Origin of the sequence: Paenibacillus sp. Y5S-9 (assembly GCF_036894235.1) — a bacterium.
Lineage (GTDB): Bacteria > Bacillota > Bacilli > Paenibacillales > Paenibacillaceae > Paenibacillus.
This window is the reverse complement of the sequence record NZ_CP145887.1, coordinates 42,347-55,092: the sequence shown is the minus strand read 5'-3', so window position 1 is coordinate 55,092 and position 12,746 is coordinate 42,347. Positions and strand designations below refer to the sequence as shown.

The window sequence follows — 12,746 nt, the reverse complement described above, 5'->3', positions numbered from 1 at the left end:
GAATATTTAATACCAGATGTACTGTTACCAGTTCATTCCGTTATCCTTGGCGATCGGCTCTTCCTTCACCAAGGTGTAGAGGCTGCTCGCCTCATCCTTCTTAGTACTCTCGGCAATTCGTTCCACCCTCACGGTGACCAGTTTCTGACCGAACTGAACCGTCAGCTCATCGCCCACTTTGACAGCGGCGCTAGGCTTTGCTTCACGTCCGTTCACCAGAACACGTCCCTGTTCAGAGACGTCCTTGGCCACAGTGCGGCGTTTGATTAGCCGGGAGACCTTCAGGAATTTATCAAGACGCATTATTTTACGGCTTCTTTAAGTTTGTTGCCTGCTTTGAATGCAGGAACAGTAGACTCAGGAATCACGATTTCATTCCCTGTTTGTGGGTTACGTCCGGTACGACCGGAGCGTTTGCGGGTCTCAAAAGTGCCAAAGCCGATCAATTGTACTTTGTCTCCGCTGGCAAGTGCATCTGTAATTTCTCCCAAAAAGCCGTTCAATACGGACTCAACGTCTTTTTTAGTCAAACCACTTTTGGTTGAAATGTTGTTAATCAGATCTGTTTTGTTCATTTTTAAAAGCCTCCCAAATTGAAAAAAAAGTATCTGCGATTCCTGACAATACATGGATTGCCGCTGATTCGCGTTAGGTCACTACACATGTATTCTGGCTTGGCATCTGAAATCCTGCCTTGGTCCGCGACTTTTTTTAGCTTTTTGTCGATGGTCCGCAGGGAACAGTCTAAGACCAGTACCCGAAACTATCCGGCGCTAAACACCAACTCCAGTTTACACAGATGAACACATGTTCGTATATCATAACACACTGCATAACATGATGGAATAAGGTTTATCGGTATTTTCCAGAAAATTGAACCCGTTATAATCCTGCCTTCTTCGCATCCTGCCAGAATTTCTCCATCTCTTCTACATTGCTATCTGCTGGTGTTCTTCCCTGTTCACGCAAACGCTCCTCGATATACTGGAACCGCCCAACGAACTTGCGGTTGGTCGCAGCAAGTGCCTCTTCCGGGTCCGTATCGATAAATCTTGCAACGTTCGCGGCTGCGAATAACAAATCACCCAGTTCAAGCTTCCGTTCTTCCGCAGACTGGCCTTGTTGCACCGCTTCTTTCAACTCCGCCAGTTCTTCCTCGATCTTGGCAAACACACCTTCAACATCATCCCAGTCAAAGCCAACTTTGGCTGCTTTCTTCTGTAACTTGTATCCCTTCATCAATGCAGGCAAGTCACGCGGTATACCGTCCAGCACGGAAACGTTCTGCTGATCCTGGCCTTTGCGCTTCTTCTCCTCTGCTTTCATCTGTTCCCAGTTCTGAAGAGCTTCATTCGCATCTTCTGCCTGATTATCGCCAAACACATGTGGATGGCGGAAGATCAGCTTATCATTCAAACCCTCGATGACATCATACACATTAAATGTGCCCACTTCTTCTTCCATCTGGGAGTGCAATAAAATCTGCAGCAGCAGATCACCCAGCTCTTCTTTCATATGGTCGGGGTCATCCTCATCAATCGTCTCAATGACCTCATAGGTCTCTTCAATCAGGTTTTTGCGAATGGATTGATGTGTCTGCTCCTGATCCCATGGACAGCCACCCGGACTGCGAAGAATATTGACGATCTCATGCAAACGTGCAAAGGATCGACGACGCAGGGCATCATCGGTGTTCTTCGGGACATAGATCAGTGACAGATTGCCGTATCCTTCGATCCGGTCCAGTTCGTGCAATGGAATCTTGTGAATGACCTCCTGGCCCTGTACACCCAACGCGTGACCCACAAATACCGGATAATCATCCGGGTAAACCTCCATCAGGCATAGCTTCACATCCGAAGCAGTGAACACATCGTAGACTTGTCCAATCAATGTATGTAGCTGTGGTTGTACCAGTTCCGTGTTCAGACTGCTGGCATCCAGGAGTTGAAAGCCTTCAATCGGGTCGAATCCAAGCCGGATAAAAGCTTCATCCAGGAAGCTCTCTCCGCCCATGACACGCAGTGAAATGCCCATCTGCGGACAACGCTCTTTGAGCAGGCGTACACTTGCTTCTGCCACCATCGGATGACCAGGTACGGCATACACAATCTCAGTTCCGGCCTCACCCTTGCGAGCGGCTTCTATGAGTTGATTCGCGATCTCATCATATACTTCGGGGAAGGAGGACTTCGCCTCATAGATAGCATCAAATGATGTCATCTCCAGCCCCTCTTGCTTCAGATCATTCAATACGGGATGATCCAGGGTACGTACATACAGCGTAGCTGCATGTTTCATTTTTTTGATAATACCTACGGTCAGTTGGTCTGCATCTCCAGATCCAAGACCCACTACGGTTAAAGCTGCACTCATTACGTAAACCTCCATCCGGACTATCCTGTTCAGGCTCACTGATTCATCGTGCCTGAACAGGACTAATTACACGTATTATACCAGAATCATTCGATATCCTATAATTGCATATTAGCTGTGCTGGGTGTAGAAGCACCGTGAGCATGAAGCTAGCGCAGCACACGCAGTCTGCGCAGCAGCTTGGCCAGGCGATGCCCCAACTTGGGCACAGCCGCCAGCTCCGCGGCGGTCAGTAGCCCTGTCCGGGCCGCCGCCAGCAAGAACACGGCCGAGCCTGCGGCAATGCCCAGCAGGCTCACGCCCATCGCGGCCAGCCGGCGGTCGGCCGCGATACCCATGCCGCCGAGTACCGCTTCGGCGGCCCAGGCCGTGCCTACCGCCGCCAGACTCATGGCGGCGATCACCAGCGCCGGCTTCGCCAGGACGGCGCCAGGGGCAGGGCGCAGGGCGACAATTCGCGCCAGCAGCGCCACATTCAGGCCAGCCGCCAACATGTAGGCGACTGCGCCTGCCAGGGCCGCGCCGCTGATGCCCAGCGCCGGCACAAGCATGACGTTCAGCAGCGCCTTGACGCCTGCGGCGGCCAGCATGCTGAACGCGGGTGCGCGCACGGCGCCGAGGCCTTGCAGCAGCGCCGCCGCAATAATGCTGACGGTGCTGCCCGCAGCCGTCAGCGCCATGTACCGCAGTGCTTCCGTGCCTGCGGCATCTCCGTACAGCATGCGGTTAATCGGCTCCGCCAGCACCGCGAGACCCGCGGATGCCGCCAGGCCGATTAACCAGAACCAGCGCAGCGCGAGGCCTGCTTGTTGCCGGACGGCTTCTGGCCCGACCTTTAACCGGGCTTCCGCCATCGCCGGAATAAACAGCACAGATAGTGACGTGGCCAGCATCGTCACCAGTTGAACCAGCGGCAATCCACGGTTGTAGATGCCGAAGGAAACCATCGACTGAAGCTCATCCAGCCCTTCTCCCCGCAGCAGCCGTGGCACGGTGAAGGTATCCACCAGATTCATCAACGGCACGGCGAGCGACCCCAGGCAGACAGGAATAGCATACATGAGCAGCGTCCTGATCCATTCCCCGTTGGATCGTGGCCGTTCTCCCAGAGCGGGATTAATAGCACTCACCGTTTTCTTTTGCAGCGTAACCAGCCTATGCTCCTGACGCTCATGCCTGTCCGCTCTAACCTCTCCGCCTTTACTGCTCCATTCCGAAACCAGTTGCCCAGTTCGCACTTCCTTGCCTTTCCGCCGATGACGAGCCATGTACCCTAACATGGTAAGCAGCCCAACCATTCCGCCGGCAACGGAGCCCATCATGGCACCAGCGGCAATAGTCTCAAGCGAAGCGTCCCGTCTCATCAACCACAGAAGCAGAATAATCATGACGGTGACACGTATCGTCTGCTCCACCACTTGTGATACCGCTGTTGGGACCATCTGCTGTAATCCCTGAAAATATCCACGCAGCCCTGTCATCACCGGGACGAACAATAACGCCCATGAAGCTGCACGAATCGATGGAACCACATGGCGGTTGCCAATCATGTCAGCGATCAGTGGCGCACCTGCATACATCAAGAGCGCCATTATAATTCCAATTCCCCCGAGCAGTAAGGAAGATAACCGGATAATTCTTCTGCTCTCGTCTGGTCTACCAAGTGCATTCTGCTCTGCTACGAATTTGGATACGGCCAGAGGCAGTCCTGCAGCAGCAAGTGTAATAATGAGCATATATAACGGATATACCGTATTGTAGATGCCAAATACACCGTCTCCCCCCAGATTCTGCAGCGGAATCTTCTGAAAAGCACCAATGATTTTAGAGATAATGGCAGCAAGCCCAAGTATAAATGCACCCTGTAGCAGCCTTGAGCCTGTAGACGGCTGTTTCATAAGTCCCTCCCGCGTAATCCTTTTAAGCATACCTTGCTATTATAACTGCCTGAAGGCACACAGACTAACCCTCCCCATCATAATCATCAGATTAACTTCGTTGTCCCTTAAAATGCAAAAACTCCCGTATGCCCAAGACAGGGCACCAGGAGTTGATCTGCGGTCTATTGTTCCATTTGCTTGCCAAGGAAACCAGCAGCTGTCTCGGACATCTTCACTTCCATCTGAGACATCTTCACCGATTCATCCTTATTGAACAGGATAACCGTTCCGATGGGGTCACCACCTGAAATAATCGGCGCAATAACAAAAGAGGATAACGTCTCGTCATGATCTTTGCTAAGCTCATAAGAACCGTTGTTTGTTTCCAGAATGGTCTTCCTGTTTTCCATACATCCCTCTAACAGTTGACCTACCTGCTTGTCCAAATACTCTTTTTTCGAACCACCTGCCACCGTGATAATGGTATCCCGGTCAGAAATCATCGTTACATGTCCTGTACTCTCATACAGGGATTCTGCATATTCTTTGGCAAAATCACCAAGTTCGCCAATTGGCGAATATTTTTTAAGGATAACTTCTCCATCACGATCCACGAAAATTTCCAGTGGATCACCTTCACGAATACGTAACGTACGGCGGATTTCTTTTGGAATGACCACACGACCAAGGTCATCTATACGGCGGACAATACCAGTAGCTTTCATTTCACATGTTGCCCCACTTTCTCGAGAAGATTTTTCAACTACTGTTCCTTAATGGGTAGAGGAAAGTCCCAGAACGTTTAGTGTGATATCTTGACCATAGTATTCATCTGTTCCCATTTCCTTATACATGCTTCGGAGAATATAGTTGTGTAACTTTCGAAGAAGGCGACCATGTACCCATACGGCTTGAATATATACAAGAAGAAGCAAGAAGGAGGTCCTAAGTCCTCCCCTTGCTTCTCTGTATGGTTGTCCATATTTACGTAGTACAAGGCATTCATTCTGGCGAATTTAACCCTGAACGTATGCTAACACAGCAATTTTGCCAGCTTACTTGCTGCTTGTACCTTCATCTGTAGTTGCATCTTTGTCTGTTCCAGTCGTACCTTGGTCAGTCTTGGTATCCGTACCTGTGGAGTCATCCGTTTTTGGTTCGGTTGTTTTCTCTCCTTCAGTTCCTGTACCCGTTGTTCCTTCAGTCGTACCTTCAGTTGTGCCTTCTTCAGCTTTTTCTGTTTTTGGCAGATTAACTTCTTTTACGATCTTGTCCAATTCATTTTGCATGAACGTATCGATCTCAGCAGCTGCTAATTGGCTCTTCAGGCTTTCTTTTTGCTCAGCCGTCAATTTGGTGAAGTCCGCTTCAGTACGAGCTTCCACTTTCATGACGTGGTAACCGTACTCTGTCTCTACTGGATCACTGATTTTGTTCAGCGGCAACGTTTTTGCAGCTTCCTTAAATGCCTCTACCCAGCTGCCTACAGGTGTATTTTCATACAGTCCACCCTTTTCAGCAGAACCTGGATCTTCTGAATATTTTTTTGCAATTTCAGCAAAATCAGCGCCGCCATCCAACTTGGTTTTTACTTCTTTTGCAATTTTAAGTGCATCTTCTTTTTTACGCTCTTTTTGCGTTTTTGGATCTGTGAAGTTAATCAGCACGTGACGAACGGAAGCCGTTGTGAACTGATCTTTGTTTTTCTCAAACTCAGCCTTAATTGCATCGTCCGTAACGCCTGTTTCTTTGTCTTTGATTACTGTCATGATCCGAGTCATGTAGTCTTTAATGTTATCGTCTGTCAGGTTCTGAGCTTTGAGCATTTCTGTCCATTGATCTGCCTGAACAGAAGCTTTCATTTTATCGAATTGCTCAGTTGCCGCTTTGGTACCGGCTGTTTTGGCATCTTCGCTTGCTTTGCCACTCAGATATTCATAAGCAACTTCCTGTTTTACCAGATACTCTTTGAAATCGTCCATATCCATCATTTGTGCATACTCCGGATAGAGGAATTTCATGACACGTTGCTCCATGTCGAATTCATTGGCTGTAATGGTACCACCATCATACGTAGCGACTACAGCACTTGTATCCGTCGATTCCGGTGTTTTTGCTTCTTCCTTCTTGCCACATGCAGCAAGCAGTGATAAGGATAGTACTGCGACCATGCTCACAGACAGTACTTTTCCTACTTTTTTATACTTTGGTAACATCCTTTAGTTCCCCCTTTGATTTAAAAGCAGTTTTCATGGACTCCAGAATTTTCTCTACCAGCTCCATCAGTTGCTTATCCCCAAGCCCCTTGCCTTTAGCGTGAATCAGCATATGGGGTCCTTGTTCAAATTGTACACGTCTTTCGAACTGATTTCCAATGTGCGCGATTTTCGAGAGTTCAAAGGCATGTTCACGCCCTTCATAAAACTTCACGGTAATGTCCTCACCACGTTGGGAAATGGACTCAATACCGTAGATTTTGCCGTATACTTTCATCCGCGCAACAGCCAGCAAGTTAATGACGGCTTCCGGAAGATCACCGAATCGGTCAACCAATTCGTCTTCCAACTCCATCGCATCGTCGAAGGATGCAATAACCGCCACTTTTTTGTAGATCTCAATCTTCTGAATACTGTCATAGATATAATCGGACGGCAAGTAGGCATCGATACTGAGATCCAGGGTTGTGTTCCACTGGTCTGAAGGTACCGGCTCTTCGCCAAGCATCGTAACTTTGCGTTTGTTGATCTCCTCTGCGAGCATCTGGGAATACAGATCAAACCCAACGGAAGCGATGAAACCATGTTGCTCCGCTCCTAGCAGGTTTCCCGCACCACGAATCGACAAGTCACGCATGGCAATTTTGAATCCTGAACCCAGTTCAGTGAATTCTTTAATTGATTGCAGACGTTTCTCAGCAACTTCAGTAAGCACTTTATCCCGTTGGTACGTAAAATAGGCATACGCAATACGGTTGGAACGACCCACACGTCCGCGCAGCTGATACAGCTGGGACAGTCCCATTTTATCCGCATCATGTACGATCAGTGTATTTACGTTCGGAATATCTACCCCGGTCTCGATGATACTTGTGCTCACAAGCACGTCATATTCACCATCCAGGAAGTCCAGAATCGTCTTCTCCAGCTCGGTTTCCGACATCTGACCATGTCCCACACCAACCTTGGCTTCAGGCACAAGTTCAGAAATTTCGGCAGCCATCTCCTGAATTCCCTGAACACGGTTGTAGAGGTAATACACTTGCCCACCACGAGCAAGCTCACGTTCAATGGCTTCGCGAACAAGCGCCTGGCTGTGTTCAACCACATAGGTCTGTACCGGGAACCGATTCTCTGGCGGAGTCTCAATAACAGACAGATCACGAACACCCAACATCGACATATGAAGCGTACGCGGAATCGGCGTTGCCGTCAGCGTAAGCACGTCCACATTGGTTTTCAGCTTCTTCAGTTTCTCCTTATGGGTTACTCCGAAGCGCTGTTCTTCATCAACAATGAGCAGCCCCAGGTCCTTGAACACCAGATCCTGCGACAACAATCGATGCGTCCCGATGACAATATCTACTGTGCCTGCCTTGATGCCTTTAGCTGTTTCATTCTGCTCTTTACGGGAGCGGAACCGGCTAAGCACATGAATGTTGAACGGATAACCGGAGAACCGCTCACGGAACGTCTCAAAATGCTGCTGTGCCAAAATCGTTGTTGGAACGAGTACCGCCACCTGTTTGCCTTCAATCGCTGCTTTAAATGCAGCCCGAATAGCCACCTCGGTTTTGCCGTAACCAACATCCCCACACAATAAACGGTCCATTGGACGGTTTTGTTCCATGTCCTTTTTGATTTCTTCGATCGCACGCACCTGATCACGTGTCTCATCGTAAGGGAACATGTCCTCAAACTCCTGCTGCTCTGCAGAATCCTTGTCGAATCCAAATCCTTTGGAGGTCTGACGCTCGGCATACAGCTTGATCAGATCATCAGCAATATCCTGTACGGATGTGCGGACTTTATTTTTAACCCGTGTCCACTCATTTCCGCCCAGCTTGTATATTTTCGGTTCTTTCTCTTCGGAACCAACATATTTCTGAATCAGATCGATCTGCTCAATCGGTACAGACAGTTTGTCTCCACCCGCATAGAGAATATGCATGTAGTCCTTATGAATACCACCAACCTCGAGGGTGCCGATACCAAGGTACTTACCAATCCCGTGGTTCTGGTGAACGACATAATCGCCCACTTTTAGCTCACTATAGGATTTGATCCGTTCAGCATTGTCTACATTCCGAATTGGTTTGCGTACTTTACGCTGTTTTTGCGAGAACATCTCGCCCTCGGTCACGACAGCCAAATGAATGGACGGCATTTCAAATCCCGTTTGCAAGTTACCGATCATCATCTCTGGCTCTGGAATATCATAGTCCATCAGTACCCGGCGCATCCGCTCGAGTCTCTCCTCACCGTTTGCCAGCATGAGCACTTGAACTCCGGCCTTCTGCCAGCGCTCCATCTCTGCCTTCAATACGTTCATCTGTCCATGGAAATCCTGCATGCCACGACTGATGAAGTTCAGAATGTTTTGTGGTTGGGTATGTGGAACCTGACGCAAAAAGATTGACATAAACAGCGTCTGGAATGGACGCTCATACAATAGTTCATCACCGTCTGCGGATAATGGAAGGTCCGGAAGTGTTTTTCCGTTTTGCATCAGATGCAGGTTCCACTCCGATTCATCACGGTCAAGCTGTTTCGATGTCTCCGATAGTCTCGCAGGTTCATCAAGAACCAGCAGGGTATCTTCTGGCATATAGTCGTATATCGTTTTGTTCTCCGGATAGAGCGGAGAGATATATTTATACATTTCAGAGAAATACACGTGCTCCCGCAAAAGCTCGATCTCCCGGTGAATTTCTTCACGAAGACGCAGCTTCGCCTGTCGATCCGTCATTTTCTCCAGCTGTTGCTCCAGCAAAATAGCAGCCGCATCGGCAGCCTTTTCCATACGTTCACGATCTGCAATTAATTCCTTGCATGGCAAAACCGTAATCTCTTCAATCCGTTCAATTGAACGCTGATCGGCCGGGTCAAATGTCCGAATGGAATCGATTTCGTCATCAAATAGCTCCACTCGATATGCGATCGATGAAGTAACCGGATAGAAATCGATGATACCTCCGCGTACACTCATCTCACCACGAGATTCTACGCGCTCCACACGCTCATATCCGAGCTTTACCATCTCCAGCAGGAAGGAGTCCAGTTGAAGTGTGTTACCCTGTTTAATCAAAATTCGAGCATTGGCCATCACTTCCGGAAGTGGAACATAACGTCTTACCCCGGAAAATGGAATAACAACAACGCCCCTGAATCCCTGGGCGCAGCGGACCAACACATCAATACGCTGACCCAATGTTTCCGGGCTGGAAACAGCAGCTTCAGCAGCGACAAGTTCGTTGGCAGGATAGATCAACACCTGATCAGGTGAAAGCGCTTCCTGTAAATCTTCTGCAATTTTTTGAGCTGAAAACATATTGTGCGTTACTACGAGCAATGGTCGGTTCATTTCCTGATGCAGAGCAGCCAGCATAATCTGACGCGCCGAGCCGGATAGACCCGAAACCAATTGTTCCTTCATGCCGGACTTGATTCCGGCTGTAATGGACCCGAAGTCCGGATCTTTGGAAAAAGCCTGTATAAGTGCTTGTAACAAAAGGGGCACCTCTCTTATAACTTACTTGATTATCTCACGCATACGCGTAGCATCACTATTAAAATGGATACAAATTCCTTTTTGTCCTGTTTCATCATATCGGATTACTCGCAACATTGCCACATCTGTTGATGCGGCTGAGCCTAATTTCGAGCTAGCGATGGCTTTCATGCCAACTGAAAAGAAGCCTCAGCAGGCTGCCAAGGCTATAAAAGGTGGAGCGTTATTACGCAACCGCCCTCAACTGTCATTCGATCCTGTACGTGTCTACTGAAGCGGACTCGCGAGCAGGCTAAGCTCCGGATTGTGCTCCAGGGCTTCCTTACAGTAATCACATGTAATCCGAACGGTAATGTCACCACCGGAATTATACGCTATTATATCCCTCCGCTCGTCGGGGGTCAAGAAATGAAAGCCAAGCTCTACTTCCGTTATCCGGGCAGAATCGATTCGTCCAATAAAGGTACGGCAATGCCTACATACGTAATTCACTGACATGTTTATGCCTCCTGAACATGGTTTATACATCCAGTATGTCCAGTATGGCTGAATCGAACCCGTCTTGTATGATCATTTTACCAGTATGTCTTACAAAATTAACCGTTAAACTTCGCCATTGTTTGTTCAAACGTATGAGTCAAGCTATGCTCCAGGGCATCACACGTTTGCTCAATGGTCTGATCAAGGGCTTCCTTTTCTTTCTTCATGAATGTCGACAGTACATAATCAACAATGGCATGTCCTGGTTCAGGCCGGGATATTCCCATGCGCACCCGGTTAAACTGCTGTGTACCGGTATGCTGAATAATGGACTTGATTCCATTATGTCCGCCTGCACTACCTTGGTAACGCAATCTGACTTTGCCAATCTCTGTATCCATGTCGTCGTACACAACAATCAGATCTTCAAGACTAACTTTATAAAAATCCATATATGCTCGAACCGATTCACCAGACAAGTTCATATAGGTCATTGGTTTGATCAGTACGGTTTTCACACCGCCAATATTGCCTTCTCCAATCAGCGCTTTACATTTATTCTGTGTAATGGAGATATTATGACGATCAGCCAACCGATCCAGTGCCATAAAACCGATATTATGACGGGTTTTGGCATAGTTCGAGCCTGGATTTCCAAGTCCGACAATCCACTTCATCTTGTTCCCTCCTTCGGATTAGCCTGAGGTGAGGCATAGACTTCGAATCTTATATTTCATATAATATCAGGAAAGTAAAGATCGATTTACTGTAGTATTTACAGTTCATATTTTATCGACCCAGGAAGGTGAGCGGGTTTTGCGCGAAGACAATGGACAACTGACTCAACATAGCGATTTTATCTATCATCTCGAATATCACGTACCTGTACAGGTATACGACCGCGACACCCATATTGAGATTGGTCTAATCACACGTTTCGATAATCAATTCGTCGAAATTGCCGACACGCTTTTTCATCGGCGTCGTTTCCGATTTATCTCCCGCCCCGGGTATTAACCATATAAGATGAACGAACCATTTTACACTGGATCACTGCGCGTGCAGAAACATCTTCCGATCGCTGTTAAGTCGAAGCATATGCTTCTGAAGCAGCTTTCTTTCAGAAAGCTTTTAACTTCACTTCTTCAGATCCTTTCTGCCCTCTTCGTTCTGTGTAAATTAGTAGTTCAAATTATATGGAATGACCAGCGTCTGTTTCACTTTTAATAAAACGGCACGCCGACAGGGGTTACATTTTCCATTGAACCGGAAAACGTAACCCCTCTACTACTTTATGCAGACATCCTTATTCAATTTCAAACAGCTTGCTGATTGACAATTCCTCATGAACCCGGATAATCGCTTCTCCGAGCAAAGGCGCTACAGACAACACTTTGAGTTTGCTTGTCGGATTAGCATGCGTAATTGGAATGGTATCCGTTACGATGACTTCCTTCAATGGTGCATTCTCCAAACGTTCCATCGCAGGTCCGGACAATACCGGGTGAGTACAGCACGCGTATACTTCTTTTACGCCGCCTTCCATCAGAGCATTCGCTCCCAGTACAATCGTTCCCGCCGTGTCAATAATGTCATCGATCAGGATGGCTGTTTTACCCTCGATGTTACCGATAATGTTCATCACTTCGCTCACATTTGGCTCAGGACGACGTTTATCGATAATCGCCAGGGGTGCATTCAGGAAATCAGCCAGTTTACGTGCGCGCACTACGCCACCGTGGTCAGGCGACACAACAACCGGATTTTCGATCTGTTTCGACCGGAAATATTGAGCCAGAATTGGTACGCCAAGCAAATGGTCGACCGGAATGTCGAAGAATCCCTGGATCTGCATTGCATGCAAGTCCATCGCGATGACACGGGTTGCACCCGCTTTTTCAATAAGGTTAGCAACCAGTTTCGCTGTAATCGGGTCACGCGAACGTGCCTTGCGATCCTGTCTTGCATAGCCATAGTAAGGAATAACGACGTTAATCGTCTTGGCAGATGCCCGTTTGAGTGCATCAATCATAACGAGCATTTCCATCAGGTTATCATTAACCGGCAAGCAAGTGGACTGCACGATGTAAACGTGACAACCCCGAACACTCTCGGAGAGTTTCACTTGAATCTCGCCATCACTAAAGCTGGTTGTGTGAGATTCACCCATAGGGATCCCGATATAATCAGCAATTTGATGGGCAAGCTTGGGGTTAGAATTGCAAGTAAATATTTTTAATTTCGAATCAAAATAAGTCATAAAATAAAAACCCTCCGTGCTGG

Annotated in this window: 11 protein-coding genes; 1 reads left to right on the top strand and 10 read right to left on the bottom strand. The window is 48.0% G+C overall.

Features of this window, described 5'->3' with window-relative positions; all coding sequences use genetic code 11:
• Positions 1 to 24: 24 nt before the first annotated feature.
• From V6669_RS00250 to pth, 9 genes are all read right to left on the bottom strand, one after another.
• Positions 25 to 303: an RNA-binding S4 domain-containing protein gene (locus V6669_RS00250; protein ID WP_017691361.1), complete on the bottom strand. Its 279-nt coding sequence runs from the start codon at positions 301 to 303 to the stop codon at positions 25 to 27.
• Positions 303 to 575 (bottom strand): HU family DNA-binding protein, encoded by a 273-nt coding sequence (locus V6669_RS00245; RefSeq protein ID WP_017691362.1) that lies wholly within the window; start codon positions 573 to 575, stop codon positions 303 to 305. The genes V6669_RS00250 and V6669_RS00245 overlap by 1 nt, the downstream gene beginning before the upstream one ends.
• A gap of 307 nt (positions 576 to 882) precedes the next feature.
• Positions 883 to 2,376: a nucleoside triphosphate pyrophosphohydrolase gene (mazG, locus tag V6669_RS00240; protein WP_338589734.1), complete on the bottom strand. Its 1,494-nt coding sequence runs from the start codon at positions 2,374 to 2,376 to the stop codon at positions 883 to 885.
• A gap of 149 nt (positions 2,377 to 2,525) precedes the next feature.
• Positions 2,526 to 4,274 carry a polysaccharide biosynthesis protein gene (locus V6669_RS00235; protein WP_338589732.1) on the bottom strand — a complete coding sequence of 583 codons (1,749 nt, stop codon included), beginning with the start codon at positions 4,272 to 4,274 and terminating at the stop codon, positions 2,526 to 2,528.
• 164 nt (positions 4,275 to 4,438) lie between these two features.
• On the bottom strand, positions 4,439 to 4,981 hold the full coding sequence (gene spoVT, locus V6669_RS00230) for a stage V sporulation protein T (RefSeq protein WP_036606123.1): 543 nt from the start codon (positions 4,979 to 4,981) through the stop codon (positions 4,439 to 4,441).
• 330 nt (positions 4,982 to 5,311) lie between these two features.
• Positions 5,312 to 6,472: a peptidylprolyl isomerase gene (locus tag V6669_RS00225; RefSeq protein ID WP_338589729.1), complete on the bottom strand. Its 1,161-nt coding sequence runs from the start codon at positions 6,470 to 6,472 to the stop codon at positions 5,312 to 5,314.
• Complete coding sequence (gene mfd / locus V6669_RS00220) at positions 6,456 to 9,983, bottom strand: transcription-repair coupling factor (protein WP_338589727.1); 3,528 nt, start codon at positions 9,981 to 9,983, stop codon at positions 6,456 to 6,458. The genes V6669_RS00225 and mfd overlap by 17 nt, the downstream gene beginning before the upstream one ends.
• Positions 9,984 to 10,250: 267 nt before the next feature.
• On the bottom strand, positions 10,251 to 10,481 hold the full coding sequence (locus V6669_RS00215) for an anti-sigma-F factor Fin family protein (protein WP_017691368.1): 231 nt from the start codon (positions 10,479 to 10,481) through the stop codon (positions 10,251 to 10,253).
• 98 nt (positions 10,482 to 10,579) lie between these two features.
• Entirely contained in the window at positions 10,580 to 11,140 is a 561-nt protein-coding gene (gene pth / locus V6669_RS00210) for an aminoacyl-tRNA hydrolase (RefSeq protein WP_036606126.1), read from the bottom strand.
• A gap of 139 nt (positions 11,141 to 11,279) precedes the next feature.
• Here pth and V6669_RS00205 point away from each other — a divergent pair, with 139 nt between their 5' ends.
• Complete coding sequence (locus tag V6669_RS00205; RefSeq protein ID WP_024633712.1) at positions 11,280 to 11,480, top strand: hypothetical protein; 201 nt, start codon at positions 11,280 to 11,282, stop codon at positions 11,478 to 11,480.
• Positions 11,481 to 11,769: 289 nt separating this feature from the next.
• Here the strand turns inward: V6669_RS00205 and V6669_RS00200 are convergent, their stop codons facing one another.
• Entirely contained in the window at positions 11,770 to 12,723 is a 954-nt protein-coding gene (locus V6669_RS00200; RefSeq protein ID WP_017691370.1) for a ribose-phosphate diphosphokinase, read from the bottom strand.
• Positions 12,724 to 12,746: the final 23 nt, after the last annotated feature.

Excerpts from the sequence above, each read along its gene's own strand:
- pth (WP_036606126.1), bottom strand. The coding sequence starts at position 11,140 with ATGAAGTGGATTGTCGGACTTGGAAATCCAGGCTCGAACTATGCCAAA.
- spoVT (WP_036606123.1), bottom strand. The coding sequence starts at position 4,981 with ATGAAAGCTACTGGTATTGTCCGCCGTATAGATGACCTTGGTCGTGTG.
- V6669_RS00200 (WP_017691370.1), bottom strand. The coding sequence starts at position 12,723 with ATGACTTATTTTGATTCGAAATTAAAAATATTTACTTGCAATTCTAAC.
- V6669_RS00245 (WP_017691362.1), bottom strand. The coding sequence starts at position 575 with ATGAACAAAACAGATCTGATTAACAACATTTCAACCAAAAGTGGTTTG.
- mazG (WP_338589734.1), bottom strand. The coding sequence starts at position 2,376 with ATGAGTGCAGCTTTAACCGTAGTGGGTCTTGGATCTGGAGATGCAGAC.
- V6669_RS00250 (WP_017691361.1), bottom strand. The coding sequence starts at position 303 with ATGCGTCTTGATAAATTCCTGAAGGTCTCCCGGCTAATCAAACGCCGC.
- V6669_RS00225 (WP_338589729.1), bottom strand. The coding sequence starts at position 6,472 with ATGTTACCAAAGTATAAAAAAGTAGGAAAAGTACTGTCTGTGAGCATG.
- V6669_RS00235 (WP_338589732.1), bottom strand. The coding sequence starts at position 4,274 with ATGAAACAGCCGTCTACAGGCTCAAGGCTGCTACAGGGTGCATTTATA.
- V6669_RS00215 (WP_017691368.1), bottom strand. The coding sequence starts at position 10,481 with ATGTCAGTGAATTACGTATGTAGGCATTGCCGTACCTTTATTGGACGA.